The sequence below is a fragment of the Streptomyces gossypii genome (assembly GCF_025165795.1).
Taxonomy (GTDB): domain Bacteria; phylum Actinomycetota; class Actinomycetes; order Streptomycetales; family Streptomycetaceae; genus Streptomyces; species Streptomyces gossypii.
The window spans coordinates 50,776-64,035 of record NZ_JAJAGO010000015.1 but is presented as its reverse complement, the minus strand read 5'-3'; the positions used below and the strand labels follow the sequence as shown (position 1 = coordinate 64,035).

Genomic DNA, 13,260 nt, shown 5'->3' with positions numbered 1-13,260 from the left:
CTAGAGCTACCCGCTTGTGTGCGGGCATGGCAAGTCCCAATTGTCCAAATATGCCCTAATGTGTGGCTTGTTCGGCTACCAGAGGCGCCGGTGAAGGCGTAGGGTTCGAACCGCTTCACGGGGGCAGCAGAGGTGGCTCGTTTCGCAATCACGAGGGGTGCGCATGGACCGCGGTATGCCCGGCAGTACCAGCCGGGGTCGGCTGACGGTCGGCGTGGGACACCAGGGCGTCAGTGTGGTGGTGACGCCTGCGGGTGAGCTCGATCACCATACCGCCGACATACTGCGAGAGCCGCTTGAACAGGGCATTGAGGACGGATATAACCGTCTGGTGGTCGACTGCTCACAGCTGGAGTTCTGCGACTCGACGGGCCTGAACGTCCTGCTCGGTGCCCGGCTGAAGGCGGAGGCGGCGGGCGGCGGAGTCCACCTGGTGGGGATGCTTCCCGTGGTCGCCCGGGTCTTCGAGATCACCGGTGCCGAAGCGGTCTTCACCGTACATAACGATCTGGACAGCGCACTCGCGAATGTGCCCGATGCGTAACCCGGGCGTTATACGCATCACACCAGTCCGACCCAATCCGTGGGTGTTCTCCCCGTCCGGTAGGGCAGGAGACCTCTGAATCTGTCAGGTATTCGGTGAGGTGAACCACGGATGAGCACCACCCGGCCGTACCCGGCGGGCGACTGCGGCCCGGAGCCCGAAGGCGCCGCGACGACCGCTGCGGTGCCGGAGGCCGGGGTCACCGGAGGCGGTACGGGCGCTGCCGCCGTCGATCGCCTGCGCGAGCTGCCGCTGCGCCAGGTCCGCAGGCTGCGGCTGGTCGGCGCCTCGGGGGCCGTGCCGCGGGCCCGTGACTTCACCCGGCAGGCCCTCCAGGACTGGGGCTGGCTGCCCGCCGCCACCGCCGACCAGCGGGCCGCCGCGGAGGACGCGCTGCTTGTCGTCTCCGAGCTGGTGACCAACGCCTGTCTGCACGCCAACGGCCCGGAGGAGCTGCGCATAGGGAGCAGCCCCAAGCTGCTGCGCGTGGAGGTCGTCGATCTGGGCAGCGGCGCGCCCGCACCGCGCACCCCGCACCGGGCGGGCCGTCCGGGCGGGCACGGCATGTTCATAGTGCAGCGGCTCTGCCTGGACTGGGGCGTCGTGCGGAACGTCGAAGGTACGGGCAAGACGGTCTGGGCGGAGCTCGCCGCACCGAACTGATGTCCGGCGCTGGTCGCTGGCGGGTGGCGGGTGGCGGCTGGGCCTCTCAGGTCCGGGCCTTGATCCAGGCCAGCAGTGCGGGGGTGACGCCCCGCTCGTCCAGCAGGGCGGCTCCGTGGGCGTGGCCCGGGACGGTGACGACCGTGATGCGCCTGGCGGGCATGCCCTGGGCCCGCTCCGCCAGCGCCAGCGCGCGGGAGTGTGCGGCGGGCACGAAGTCGTGTGCCGAGTGCAGCAGGAGCATGGGCGCGTCGTCCTTGCCCGAGGCGTGCGAGGCGGCTGACATGTCCCACCAGATGTCCGAGCAGTCGGTACGGTGCCGTACGCCGCCGGGCGGGCACCCCGCCAGCAGTTCGGCGTTCCGCCGTACGTGCGGGTCGGCGCCGTCACGCCAGGCGCGGCGCGGGTCCGTCACCGGGGAGAGTCCGATGACCCCGTCGACCCGGACGGCCCCCGCCCCGTACGTCCCGACGCTGGTGGCGAGGTGGCCGCCCGCTGAGGAGCCGAGCAGCACCAGCCGGTCCGGGTCGGCGCCGAAGCGGGCACCGCGCCTCGCTATCCACGAGAGGGCGGCCAGGACGTCCGCGCGCTGGGCGGGCCAGCGCGCGTCGACGTTGCGCCGGTAGTCGACGTCGAAGACGACGAGCCCGTACCGGGACAGGGAGCCGGACCACTCGCGCCAGCCGGGCCCGCGGTCCTGCCGCCAGTAGCCGCCGTGCAGCACGACCACGCCGGGGCGGAGGGCTGCGGGGGAGGAGCCCGTGTGATCGGTGCGCCAGTGCACCGAGAGCTGCTGGCGTGCGTGCGGCCCGTAGGCGTACGTGCGCTCCGTACGCGGGTGCCGCGCGTCCTCCGGTTCCCCGCGGAGCACCCAGGGGCTCGCACAGAGCATCAGGGCCGCGCCCACCGCGGTGATGTTCCTGAAGAGCTGTTGTCCTACCCCCCTCCGGGCCCGAGGGGTAGGACAACAGCTCCTGAGGGTGCGCACGGCCATATCGTCACCGGAGGCCGGGCCCGCCGCACGCTGCGCGCCCCTGCGTACGCCCGTACGGGGGGCACGGCGGCTGCTGCGCGCACGCAAGCGCGGGGGCGCGGGGGCGCAGCAGAAGAAAACTCCCCGTGCCCCCGCCCCGCGCCCTCAGGTCAGTGCACGTCGCCCATCAGCCGGATGACCTTCCGCCGGTAGACCAGGAACGCGATACCCGCGATCACCGCCAGTGCGCCCTGGGTGCCGAAGTAGGCAGTGGAGCCGACCACCTCGTCCCCGACCACCAGCTGGGTGATGGCAGCCACGCAGTTTCCCGCCGTGACCGCGAGGAACCACAGGCCCATGACCTGGCCCGCGTACTTCTCCGGGGCCAGCTTGGTGGAGACGGAGAGGCCGACGGGGGAGAGGCACAGCTCCGCGATCGTCTGGATGAGGTAGACCGTGGCGAGCCAGAGCGGCGTGACCCGCTCGCCGCCCGAGGCGGCGGCCATGGCCAGCATCATCACGGCGAAGGAGGTGCCGATTCCGACCAGGCCCATGGCGAACTTGACCGTGGTGGACGGGTTGCGGCGGCCCAGCTTCAGCCAGATCGCGGCGATGACCGGCGCGAAGGCCATCACGTACAGCGGGTTCAGCGACTGGAACCAGCTCTCGGGGAAGTTCAGTCCGAACAGCGTGGAGCTGGTGCTGTCCGCCGCGAAGACGGTCATCGTGGAGCCGGACTGGTCGAAGATCATCCAGAAGATCGCGGCGGCGATGAAGAACCAGATGTAGCCGCTCATCTTCTTCTGCTCGTCCGGCGTGACCTCCTTGTCGCGGCGGATGCGCGCGAAGTAGAGGCCCGGCAGCACGATGCCCGCGATGGAGAGCGGCCACAGCACCCAGTCGATGGTGAAGATGCTGGTCAGTGTGAGCGTGCCGTAGAAGAGGGCAGCGGCGGCGACGCCGATGACGACCTTCCGTGCGGCGGCGGTGCGCTCCTCGGCCGAGAGCGGTGAGGGCACCATGCTGCTCTTCGCGCTCAGGTGCCTGGTGCCGATCAGGAACTGGAGCAGGCCCAGCCCCATGCCGACACCGGCCATGGCGAAGCCGAGGTGCCAGTTGACCTCCTGGCCGACGGTGCCGATGGTCAGCGGGGCGAGGAAGGCACCGATGTTGATGCCCATGTAGAAGATCGTGAAGCCGCCGTCCCGGCGCGGATCCTGTGGTCCGTCGTAGAGGTGGCCGACCATCGTGGAGATGTTCGCCTTCAGCAGGCCGGAGCCGACCGCGATGAAGACAAGGCCGACGAAGAACGACGCCTCCACCGGCACGGCGAGCAGGAAGTGCCCTGCCATGATCACGCCACCGGCGATGGCGACTGTCTTGCGGGGGCCCCACACGCGGTCGCCGAACCAGCCGCCGGGGAGTGCCAGCAGGTACACCGTGGCGTTGTAGACGGAGTAGAGGGCGGTCGCCGTTACCGCCTTCATCGCCAGTCCGCCGTCCGCCACCTGGGCCGTCAGGTAGAGGACGAGCAGCGCGCGCATGCCGTAGAAGCTGAAGCGTTCCCACATCTCCGTCATGAAGAGAGTGGCGAGACCGCGGGGGTGGCCGAAGAAGGCCGCCGTGCCGGGATCCCCGGCCGGAGTCTTCGTCAGACTGGACGCCATGGTGCTGGCTCCTTGTTCGCTCGGGACGCGCGTGTGACATGAGCCGGCCACGCGCCCGGTGGGGGACGATGCGGATGCGGGTGGTCCGCCGAGCTGGGTTCGCGGCGGGCGGAGAGCCGCAGGTGCGGGGACCCGCGGGGCGAATCCGTGTAAAAGCGACGGACCCGCGCAGAAAAAAACCCCCGGCGTGGTGCAGCGGCCAAGGGTCCTTGACGTTCAATGCAGAAGCGCCACCACCTTACGTCAGCAGGTCCCAGGAATTGGAAGGGGATGCGACGCATATCACAGGAACCAGGGAACTCTTTTCGTGCTTTCCAAGGTGACGTGTTCATTTCGACACTGATTCACGGAGCACGTATCTGCCCCCGCTCCACTGCCCGTCCACCGTGCCGGCGGCGGCAGTTGGCGCTCCGCACCGGACCGGCCGCGGTGCCGGGCTCCGGCGGGCCCGGGCAGGGCGGGGTAGGGGCGGGGACCATCCACGCGCTGTGGTGCGAGGACTACCATCAGGCCATGACCCGTGTACTGCTCGCCGAGGATGACGCGTCGATTTCCGAACCCCTGGCCCGTGCCCTTCGCCGCGAGGGTTACGAGGTGGAGGTCCGGGAGGATGGTCCCACCGCGCTCGACGCCGGGCTGCGGGTCGGCGTCGACCTGGTCGTGCTGGACCTCGGCCTGCCCGGTATGGACGGGCTGGAGGTCTGCCGGCGTCTGCGCAACGACGGGCACACCTTCCCGGTGCTGGTCCTGACCGCCCGCGCGGACGAGGTGGACACCGTCGTCGGGCTGGACGCCGGCGCAGACGACTACGTGACCAAACCCTTCCGGCTGGCCGAGCTGCTCGCCCGGGTCCGCGCCCTGCTGCGGCGCGGAGCGGTGGCGGAGGCCGCGCAGCCGCCCGCCACGCACGGCGTGCGGATCGACGCCGAGTCCCACCGGGCCTGGATGGGCGAGGAGGAGCTCCACCTCACCGCCAAGGAGTTCGACCTGCTGCGCGTCCTCGTACGGGACGCGGGCCGGGTCGTCACCCGCGACCAGCTGATGCGCGAGGTCTGGGACACCACCTGGTGGTCCTCGACGAAGACCCTCGACATGCACATCTCGTGGCTGCGCAAGAAACTCGGCGACGACGCCGCGAATCCGCGCTACATCGCCACCGTGCGCGGCGTCGGCTTCCGCTTCGAGAAGAGCTAGTGACTGACACCGCACCACCCGGCCCGAGAATCCCGAGACCCCCAGACCCTAGGTACCGCCCCGTATGCGCCGTCGTCTGATCCAGTCCACACTGGCCGTCGTGCTCGTGGTGATCGCCGTCTTCGGGGTCTCGCTGGTGATCGTCGAGAGCCGGACCATCGAGGAGAGCGCCCGGGAGAGCGTGCGCTCCGAGGCGGCACGCCTGGTCTCCGTGGTCGAGAGCCGCATGGTCGCCGGTGAGCGGGTGACCGCGGAGAGCATGCGCACCACGGTCGGCGACGACCGCTACATCCGGATCGAAGTGCCGGGCCGCTCGCCCATCGAGTTCGGCGAGGACCCCGGTGCGGACGCCATCACCGCCGAGCAGACCGGCGGCCACGGCGAGACCGTCACCGTCCGCGAGTCGGAGGGAACCGTGCGGGCCGAGGTGGGCCGCTCGCTGCTGATCATCTTCGCCGTCGCCCTGCTGGCCATCGTCGCCGCCGCGATCCTCGCCGTACGGCAGGCGCACCGCGTGGCCGCGCCGCTCACCGACCTCGCGGAGACCGCCGAACGCCTCGGCTCCGGCGACCCGCGCCCCCGCCACCGGCGCTACGGCGTGCCGGAGCTGGACCGGGTCGCGGATGTGCTGGACGCCAGCGCCGACCGGATCGGCCGCATGCTCACGGCGGAACGGCGGCTGGCGGCGGACGCCTCGCATCAGCTGCGCACCCCGCTGACCGCGCTGTCGATGCGCCTTGAGGAGATCATCGCCACCGCCGACACCGAGGACCCGGCGGACCGGGCCACCGTCAAGGAGGAGGCCACCATCGCGCTCGCGCAGGTGGAGCGGCTGACGGACGTCGTGCAGCGGCTGCTGACCAACTCGCGGGACCCGCGCTCAGGCTCGGCGGTCGACTTCGACCTGGACGACGTGGTCAAGCAGCAGATGGAGGAGTGGAAGCCCGCCTACCGGGGCGAGGGCCGAGCGATCGTACGCTCCGGCAAGACCGGGCTGCGCGCCGTCGGCACTCCGGGTGCGGTCGCCCAGGTGCTGGCCACACTCATCGAGAACGCGCTGATGCACGGGGGCGGCACCGTCGCCATCCGCACCCGCGTCACCGGGAACCAGGTGGTGGCGGAGGTGACGGACGAGGGGCCGGGCGTCGACCCGGAGCTGGGCTCACGGGTCTTCGAACGGACGGTCAGCGGGCGCAACTCCACCGGGCTGGGGCTCGCCGTGGCCCGGGATCTGGCCGAGGCCGACGGCGGGCGCCTGGAGCTACTTCAGCAGTACCCGCCGGTCTTTGCTCTTTTCCTGAGCAGGCAGGCCGACAGCTCCGGCGGTGCTTCCGGCTCCCGTGCCGCTGCCTCCTCCGGTTCCGGTTCCACCTCCGGCTCCAGCTCCGCTTCCGGCGGCTGAGGCCGGGGACTCACCCGCCTCGGCGGGCTTCTGCTCGCCTCCGCCTTCAGCTTCCCCTTCGCCCTCTGCCGCGGCGCTGTGGAAGACCCAAGTGCGGTACGACCAGAAGCGGAAGACCGTACCGATGCCGAGGCCGATGACGTTCTTCGCGATGTTGTCCGCGAGCGGCGTCGTGTAGTCGAGGCCGTAGTGCGAGATGGCGAGCACACCGTTCTCGATGACCAGGCCGATACCGCTGAACAGCAGGAACAGCGAGACCTCGCGCTGGACCCGGCTCTTGTCGGTGTCGCGGTACGTCCAGTACCGGTTCCCGGCGTAGTTGGTGCCGATCGCCACCACCGTGGCGATCACACCGGATCGTACGGTCGCCAGATGGAACGTGTGAATGCAGAGGTTGAAAACTGCAACATTCACCAGGAAGCCGAAAGCGCCGACCGTGCCGAACTTGGCGAGTTCGCGGACGATTCGTTCGACGCGGGGAGGTACGCCGCGCCATTCACTCATAGTGATCGCTCAATCCCCGTTCCCTAGGCAATCAGTCGGCGGCGCCCGCTGTCCTCATGCTAACCAGCCGAGGTCCCCCGACGCAGCCGGAGTCCCGGGCTCCGGTGCCGGGGCCGGATTTTCCGGCCAGAACGTGCCAGGGCGTTTCCCCGGCACCCGACGGGCCCGCGGGCCGACGGCTGCGTGCCGTCGGCGCCGTCCGGGAGTGCGGATACCCTGGTGAGCGTGACATTCCCGGTAGTCGGCATGGTCGGCGGTGGCCAGCTCGCCCGTATGACCCACGAGGCGGGCATCCCCCTCGGCATCAGATTCAAGCTTCTCTCGGACACCCCGCAGGACTCCGCTGCGCAGGTCGTGAGTGACGTCGTGGTCGGTGACCACCGTGACCTGGACACCCTGCGGCGCTTCGCGCGCGGCTGCGACGTGATCACCTTCGATCACGAGCATGTGCCGACAGGACACTTGCGGGCACTGGAGGCGGACGGCATCCCCGTCCGCCCCGGCCCGGACGCGCTCGAACACGCGCAGGACAAGGGCGTGATGCGCGCGCGGCTCGACGGGATGGGCGTCCCGTGCCCACGCCATCGCCTCGTCCGCGACCCGGCGGACGTCGCCGCCTTCGCCGCCGAAGGCACGGGAGGCACGGGAAGCGCGGGAGGTACGGCCGGTTCCGGCGGCGCGGACAGCGCTCCGGGCGGTGCCTTCCCCTTCCCCGTCGTCCTCAAGACCGTGCGCGGCGGCTACGACGGCAAGGGCGTGTGGATCGTCCGCAGCGTCGAGGAGGCGGCCCTCCCCTTCCGTGCGGGCGTCCCCGTCCTCGCCGAGGAGAAGGTGGACTTCACCCGCGAACTGGCCGCCAACGTCGTCCGTTCCCCGCACGGCCAGGCCGTGGCGTACCCCGTCGTCGAGTCGGTGCAGGTCGACGGCGTCTGCGACACCGTGATCGCCCCCGCCCCCGGACTGGCCCCCGCACGCTCCGCCGAGGCACAGCAGCTCGCGCTGCGGATCGCCGAGGAGCTGGGCGTCATCGGCCATCTCGCGGTCGAGCTGTTCGAGACGGCGGACGGCCGCGTACTCGTCAACGAACTGGCGATGCGCCCGCACAACTCCGGCCACTGGACCCAGGACGGCGCCGTCACCTCCCAGTTCGCCAACCACGTACGCGCCGTGCTCGATCTGCCGCTCGGCGACCCCCGCCCGCGCGCCCGCTGGACGGTGATGGCGAACGTGCTCGGCGGCGACTACCCCGACATGTACACCGCGTATCTGCACTGCATGGCGCGGGACCCGCAACTCAAGATCCACATGTACGGAAAGGACGTGAAGCCCGGCCGCAAGGTCGGCCATGTCAACACCTACGGCGACGACCTGGCCGACGTGCGCGAGCGCGCGGCCCATGCCGCCGGATATCTGCGAGGGACGATCCAAGAGTGACTGATTCAGCACCCGCCGTCGGCATCGTGATGGGCTCGGACTCGGACTGGCCCGTCATGGAGGCCGCCGCCAAGGCACTCGACGAGTTCGCGGTGCGGTACGAGGCGGACGTCGTCTCCGCACACCGGATGCCGCGCGAGATGCTCAACTACGGCGAGGACGCCGCCGGGCGCGGACTGAAAGTGATCATCGCGGGTGCGGGCGGCGCCGCCCACCTCCCCGGCATGCTCGCCTCGGTCACCCCGCTGCCGGTCATCGGCGTACCCGTGCCGCTCAAGTACCTGGACGGCATGGACTCGCTGCTCTCCATCGTGCAGATGCCCGCCGGCGTGCCGGTCGCCACGGTCTCGGTCGGCGGCGCGCGCAACGCCGGGCTGCTGGCCGTACGCATGCTCGCCGCGCACGACCCGGCGCTCCGTGAGGAGATGGTGCGCTTCCAGGCGGAGCTGAACGAAGAGGCAACCGAGAAGGGCCGCCGGGTACGCGCCAAGGCCGCGGCGTCCGAAGCGGGCTTCGGCTTCGGCGGCGCACAGTGACGGCCGCGCAGTCCCAGCCCGCGGCAGCCTCCCCCTCTCCCTCCCTCGCGCGGGCGCGCGAGCTGCTCGCCGCGCACCCCGTCGTGGACGGCCACAACGATCTGCCGTGGGCGCTCCGCGAGCAGGTCACCTACGACCTCGACCAGCGCGACCTCACCGCCGACCAGTCGGCCCACCTGCACACCGACCTGCCCCGGCTGCGGGCGGGCGGCGTCGGCGCGCAGTTCTGGTCGGTCTACGCCCGCACGGATCTGACCGGCGACGCGGCGGTGAGCGCCACCCTGGAGCAGATCGACGTCGTACGGCAGCTGGCCGCCCGCTACCCGGCCGACCTGGGCCTCGCCTTCACGGCCGACGACATGGAGACCGTGCGCGGCCAGGGGCGCATCGCCTCGCTGATGGGCGCCGAGGGCGGCCACTCGATCAACAACTCGCTGGCCACCCTGCGTGCCCTGTACCGGCTCGGGGTGCGCTATCTGACCCTCACCCACAACGACAACCTCGACTGGGCCGACTCCGCGACCGACGAGCCGCGCCACGACGGCCTGACCCGCTTCGGTGAGGAGGTCGTGCGGGAGATGAACCGCGCCGGGATGCTCGTCGACCTCTCCCACGTCGCGGCCTCCACGATGCGGGACGCGTTGCGCGTCACCGAGGCGCCCGTGATCTTCTCGCACTCCTCCGCGCGCGCCGTCTGCGACCACCCACGCAACATCCCGGACGACGTCCTGGCGCAGCTGCCGGGCAACGGCGGCGTGGCCATGGTCACCTTCGTGCCGAAGTTCGTGCTGCCCGAGGCGGTGGCCTGGACCGTGGCCGCCGACGACAACATGCGGGCGAACGGGCTGCACCCCCTCGACGGCACCGAGCGGGGCGCGCAGGTCCAGCGGGCGTACGAGGCCGCGCACCCGCGCCCCGTCGCGACTCCCGCCACCGTCGCGGACCACCTCGACCACATGCGGGAGGCCGCGGGCATCGACCACCTCGGCATCGGAGGCGACTTCGACGGCACCCCGTTCACCCCGCAGGGGCTCGACGACGTGGCGGGTTACCCGAACCTGATCGCCGAACTCCTGGACCGGCGCTGGTCGGAGGCCGACCTCGCCAAGCTCACCTGGCACAACGCGGTACGGGTGCTGCGGGACGCCGAGTCGGTGGCAGCCGACCTCCAGCGGCGGCGCGGCCCGTCGATCGCCACCCTCGCCCAGCTGGACGGTCCGGCAGCCTGACGCGGGGGCGCGGCGTACGGCCTTGCGGGGCGTACGCCGCGCCGCCCGCCGCCCGCCCACCGGTCAGCCGTTCGCGTGCACGATCAGTGCCCGCACGAGGCAGCCGCAGGCCGCCGTGGCGAGCAGCGCGCGGGCGGCGTTCCCGCGCACCCACACCGTCTCGAACTGCTCGCGCGCCGCCGCGAAGCCGGAGTCACCGGCCGCGCTCCCGGCCGCCGCCAGCTTGTCGTTCAGCGGCACGTTCACCCCTGCGGTGATGCCGATCGTCGCCGCGTACAGCACGAACGCCGCCACCACCCACACCACCACGGCCCGCATCCCGCCGTCCCGGAAGAGCAGCACCCCGGCCAGGGCGGGCAGCAGCAGCGCGCCGAAGAAGGCGAGCATGAACCAGCCGTTGAGGATCTTCACGTTGACCGACTGCATCGACCTGACGAAGGTCTCGTCGTTCGTCGCTGCCAGTCCCGGCATGACGGCGACGGAGAACGCGAAGTAGATCCCGGCCATCAGCCCGGTCAGTACCGTCGCCGCCCCCAGTGTCACACCCTGCATGATCAGCCCCGTTCCTCACGGATTCTCCGAGGCGCCGACCGGCCACCTCTCACTGATCATTGGACCCCCGGCACCCGCACCGCACCATTGCCGACACACTCGCCGGCATACGCGCCCGTCTACAGGCCGTCGGGAAGGAGCCGGAAGGCGTGGTGGCCGGTGAGCGGGGTGATCGCGCGGAGGTCGCGGTGAGCGCGGCTGTGCGCAGGGCGGTGCGGGCCGCTTCGTGCTCAGGGTCCGAGGTGTTGAGCGCGGCGACGAGCCCGGAGGTGTCGCCGATGATGATCATTCCGTGTCCGCCATCGCCTCGGATGCGGCCTGGTGGACCTCCTCCGGAGTGACCGGGTGGCCGAAGTCCAGGCGCGGGATGTCCCAGTCCTCGTCCCAGCGCTGGGTACGGAGGGCGGCGAGGTGGAAGGCCTCCCGGAAGTATTCCGATTCCGGCCGGCCCTCCCGCCGGGCGGCCTCTTTGATCAGCGCCAGGCCGCTTTCGTCGACCATGACGGTCGTCTTCTCGGGCGCGGGCGGGGGTTGATGCCGGTGGGAGCGGGCTGGTGCAGACCTCTTGTTATTTGGTCTAGGCCAATGCAATTCTCTTTTCACGCGCCGCCAGGAGGCCGTTCTTCATCTCTGTCCCCCTGCACAGCAGAATGGAGTTCCGACATGTCCGCTCGACGCAAGGCCGCCTCTTTGGGGGCGCTCGGTGCCGTGTCCGCGTTGCTCGTCTCGATCGCGCCAGGCCAGGCGAGTGCGCACGGCACGATGTTCAACCCCGTCAGCCGCGTCGGGGCCTGCTACGCGGAAGGCCCCGAGAACCCGAAGTCGCAGGTGTGCAAGGACCTCGTCGCCCAGACCGGCACTCAGCCGCTGTACGACTGGAACGAGGTGAACATCGCCAACGCCGCCGGCCGGCACCAGCAGATCATTCCGGACGGCAAGCTCTGCTCGGCGAACCGCGAGAAGTACAAGGCGCTGGACTGGGCCCGCACCGACTGGCCCGCCACGAACGTGTCCTCCGGCGCCATCGACTTCAAGTACCGCGTCACCGCGGCCCATCCCGGCACCATGACCGTGTACATCACCAAGGACAGCTACGACCCGACGAAGCCGCTGAAGTGGTCCGACCTGGAATCCACCCCGGTGGCGAAGACCAACGTCGCCAAGACCGCGTCCAGCGGCTACTACAACTTCTCCGGCACCCTGCCGGACAGGTCCGGCCGCCACCTGCTGTACAAGATCTGGCAGCGCAATGACAGCACCGAGGCGTTCTACAGCTGCTCCGACGTGGTCTTCGGCCAGGGCGGGCAGAACGCCGCGGCTCCGAAGGCGCCCACCGAGAAGCAGGTCGACGCCGGAGAGTCCAAGTCCACCGTGTCCCACCACGGCCACGGCGGCGACGTCCCGGGCGAGGCGGACGCCATCCGGGACAAGACCCTCGCGCAGAGCGCCGACAAGGCCGCCGTCTCCACCGGTGGCGACAGCGCCCTCCAACAGGGCCTCTTCGGTGTGACGGCAGTCGGCGTCACCGCCGCCTGCTTCCTGCTCCTCCGCCGCCGCAAGGCCTGACACGGCTGGGCCTGACGCCGCTGGGCCTGGTACGCCAACCTGACATGCCAAGGAGCCCCCGCCGAGTGGGGGCTCCTTGGCATGCCGGGGAAGCTACGGCAGATTGCGGGCCATGACGATCCGCTGGTGCCGCCATCGCTGGTCAGCTCAGGGATGCCACCGCATCCGCGATGAGGGAGCGTGCTGCCGAACCCCGTGCAGCCTGCTGCGAGAGACGTTCAAAGGCGCGGCCGTACAGCTCGACCTGGCTGGGCTGCGTGAGCGTGGAGGCGGCCTCCAGGGTGTCGGCGTGCACCCTTCGGGCGTCGAAGATGGTAAAGGTCGGCATCGGCCACACTGCCCGTTGCTCCGAGAACGGAACGATGCCCACGGCGACGTTCTGAAGGTCCATGATCCCGAGCAGGTGGCCGAGTTGAGCCGCCATGGTTTCGGGGGCGCACAAGCGGTACCGCAGCACCGACTCCTCCAACACGAAGGAGAACCGGCACCCGCCCATTTTCAGCACCTCGTTACGCCGTATCCGAGCCGCCACAGCTTCGCTCACGTCGTCCGGTGTTCCTCGGAAGTCCGCGATGGAGGACAGCAGGGCCGAGGCGTACCCCGGTGTCTGAAGGAAGCCAGGGATCACGTCGGCTACGTAGACACGGAACGTCTTAGTTTGTTGGTACAGGTCGCCGGTGCTCTCTTGAAGCCGCCGGAGGCCGGTCCGCTGGAGTCGCTTCCACTCCACATGCGCTTCGGCAGACTGCCGGTTGGCCGCGATCAGGTCCGGGGCCTGGCCCTCGGCGGCACAGGCCCGGCACCACGCCCGGATATCGGCATCGGACGGGGGCGTCTTGACGTTCTCGATCCGGGACGACTTCGACTCGGACCAACCGCACCTGACAGCCAGCTCCCGCCCGCTGATCCCCGCGTCTTTCCGGATCTCACGCAGGCGGCCGGCCAGGGCTTCGCGGGCATTCTGAACGCGTGACGAGGGGTGCGGGGGCATGGAGC

The 13,260-nt window shown here is 70.4% G+C and carries 13 protein-coding genes and 1 pseudogene; 8 read left to right on the top strand and 6 right to left on the bottom strand.

Going from position 1 to position 13,260, the window contains the following annotated elements; all coding sequences use genetic code 11:
• Nucleotides 1-163: 163 nt before the first annotated feature.
• On the top strand, nt 164-544 hold the full coding sequence (locus LHJ74_RS27795; protein ID WP_260221031.1) for an STAS domain-containing protein: 381 nt from the start codon (nt 164-166) through the stop codon (nt 542-544).
• A 111-nt stretch (nt 545-655) separates the two neighbouring features.
• Nucleotides 656-1,207 (top strand): ATP-binding protein, encoded by a 552-nt coding sequence (locus LHJ74_RS27790; protein ID WP_260221030.1) that lies wholly within the window; start codon nt 656-658, stop codon nt 1,205-1,207.
• 46 nt (nt 1,208-1,253) lie between these two features.
• On the opposite strand, the gene LHJ74_RS27785 is transcribed toward LHJ74_RS27790, so the two are convergent.
• Both LHJ74_RS27785 and LHJ74_RS27780 read right to left on the bottom strand, forming a co-directional pair.
• Complete coding sequence (locus LHJ74_RS27785) at nt 1,254-2,114, bottom strand: alpha/beta hydrolase (RefSeq protein ID WP_260221029.1); 861 nt, start codon at nt 2,112-2,114, stop codon at nt 1,254-1,256.
• A 236-nt stretch (nt 2,115-2,350) separates the two neighbouring features.
• On the bottom strand, nt 2,351-3,847 hold the full coding sequence (locus LHJ74_RS27780) for a peptide MFS transporter (RefSeq protein ID WP_260221028.1): 1,497 nt from the start codon (nt 3,845-3,847) through the stop codon (nt 2,351-2,353).
• 513 nt (nt 3,848-4,360) lie between these two features.
• Between LHJ74_RS27780 and LHJ74_RS27775 the strand changes: the two genes are divergently transcribed.
• Both LHJ74_RS27775 and LHJ74_RS27770 read left to right on the top strand, forming a co-directional pair.
• Nucleotides 4,361-5,041 carry a response regulator transcription factor gene (locus LHJ74_RS27775; protein WP_260221027.1) on the top strand — a complete coding sequence of 227 codons (681 nt, stop codon included), beginning with the start codon at nt 4,361-4,363 and terminating at the stop codon, nt 5,039-5,041.
• Between the two features lie 64 nt (nt 5,042-5,105).
• The gene (locus tag LHJ74_RS27770; protein WP_260221026.1) at nt 5,106-6,443 is read left to right on the top strand and encodes a sensor histidine kinase; all 1,338 of its coding nucleotides are present in this window, start codon (nt 5,106-5,108) and stop codon (nt 6,441-6,443) included.
• A 141-nt stretch (nt 6,444-6,584) separates the two neighbouring features.
• On the opposite strand, the pseudogene LHJ74_RS27765 reads toward LHJ74_RS27770, so the two are convergent.
• Nucleotides 6,585-6,947, bottom strand: a pseudogene (locus LHJ74_RS27765) (GtrA family protein); the annotation flags it as partial.
• A gap of 225 nt (nt 6,948-7,172) precedes the next feature.
• Between LHJ74_RS27765 and LHJ74_RS27760 the strand changes: the two are divergent.
• Genes LHJ74_RS27760 through LHJ74_RS27750 form a run of 3 tightly spaced genes read left to right on the top strand, consistent with a single transcriptional unit; the run spans nt 7,173 to nt 10,146 of the window.
• A complete protein-coding gene (locus tag LHJ74_RS27760) occupies nt 7,173-8,381 on the top strand; it encodes a 5-(carboxyamino)imidazole ribonucleotide synthase (RefSeq protein ID WP_260221024.1) in 1,209 nt (402 codons plus the stop codon).
• Nucleotides 8,382-8,410: 29 nt separating this feature from the next.
• Entirely contained in the window at nt 8,411-8,917 is a 507-nt protein-coding gene (purE, locus tag LHJ74_RS27755; RefSeq protein WP_260221055.1) for a 5-(carboxyamino)imidazole ribonucleotide mutase, read from the top strand.
• On the top strand, nt 8,914-10,146 hold the full coding sequence (locus LHJ74_RS27750; protein ID WP_260221023.1) for a dipeptidase: 1,233 nt from the start codon (nt 8,914-8,916) through the stop codon (nt 10,144-10,146). Before purE ends, LHJ74_RS27750 begins: the two co-directional genes overlap by 4 nt.
• Before the next feature lie 63 nt (nt 10,147-10,209).
• Here the strand turns inward: LHJ74_RS27750 and LHJ74_RS27745 are convergent, their stop codons facing one another.
• Complete coding sequence (locus tag LHJ74_RS27745) at nt 10,210-10,698, bottom strand: anthrone oxygenase family protein (protein WP_260221022.1); 489 nt, start codon at nt 10,696-10,698, stop codon at nt 10,210-10,212.
• A 285-nt stretch (nt 10,699-10,983) separates the two neighbouring features.
• Nucleotides 10,984-11,199 (bottom strand): CopG family transcriptional regulator, encoded by a 216-nt coding sequence (locus LHJ74_RS27740; protein ID WP_260221021.1) that lies wholly within the window; start codon nt 11,197-11,199, stop codon nt 10,984-10,986.
• 162 nt (nt 11,200-11,361) lie between these two features.
• On the opposite strand from LHJ74_RS27740, the gene LHJ74_RS27735 reads away from it, so the two are divergent.
• Nucleotides 11,362-12,264, top strand: coding sequence for a lytic polysaccharide monooxygenase auxiliary activity family 9 protein (locus tag LHJ74_RS27735; RefSeq protein WP_260221020.1), 903 nt, complete (start codon nt 11,362-11,364; stop codon nt 12,262-12,264).
• A 142-nt stretch (nt 12,265-12,406) separates the two neighbouring features.
• Here LHJ74_RS27735 and LHJ74_RS27730 read toward each other — a convergent pair whose 3' ends face one another.
• Nucleotides 12,407-13,255, bottom strand: a complete 849-nt coding sequence (locus tag LHJ74_RS27730) for a helix-turn-helix domain-containing protein (RefSeq protein WP_260221019.1) — start codon at nt 13,253-13,255, stop codon at nt 12,407-12,409.
• Between the last annotated feature and the right edge of the window lie 5 nt (nt 13,256-13,260).

What these genes read in the sequence shown, in the direction of transcription:
- LHJ74_RS27790 (WP_260221030.1), top strand. Translation starts at nt 656, where the DNA reads ATGAGCACCACCCGGCCGTACCCGGCGGGCGACTGCGGCCCGGAGCCC.
- purE (WP_260221055.1), top strand. Translation starts at nt 8,411, where the DNA reads ATGGGCTCGGACTCGGACTGGCCCGTCATGGAGGCCGCCGCCAAGGCA.
- LHJ74_RS27770 (WP_260221026.1), top strand. Translation starts at nt 5,106, where the DNA reads ATGCGCCGTCGTCTGATCCAGTCCACACTGGCCGTCGTGCTCGTGGTG.
- LHJ74_RS27780 (WP_260221028.1), bottom strand. Translation starts at nt 3,847, where the DNA reads ATGGCGTCCAGTCTGACGAAGACTCCGGCCGGGGATCCCGGCACGGCG.
- LHJ74_RS27795 (WP_260221031.1), top strand. Translation starts at nt 164, where the DNA reads ATGGACCGCGGTATGCCCGGCAGTACCAGCCGGGGTCGGCTGACGGTC.
- LHJ74_RS27775 (WP_260221027.1), top strand. Translation starts at nt 4,361, where the DNA reads ATGACCCGTGTACTGCTCGCCGAGGATGACGCGTCGATTTCCGAACCC.
- LHJ74_RS27745 (WP_260221022.1), bottom strand. Translation starts at nt 10,698, where the DNA reads ATGCAGGGTGTGACACTGGGGGCGGCGACGGTACTGACCGGGCTGATG.
- LHJ74_RS27730 (WP_260221019.1), bottom strand. Translation starts at nt 13,255, where the DNA reads ATGCCCCCGCACCCCTCGTCACGCGTTCAGAATGCCCGCGAAGCCCTG.
- LHJ74_RS27740 (WP_260221021.1), bottom strand. Translation starts at nt 11,199, where the DNA reads ATGGTCGACGAAAGCGGCCTGGCGCTGATCAAAGAGGCCGCCCGGCGG.
- LHJ74_RS27735 (WP_260221020.1), top strand. Translation starts at nt 11,362, where the DNA reads ATGTCCGCTCGACGCAAGGCCGCCTCTTTGGGGGCGCTCGGTGCCGTG.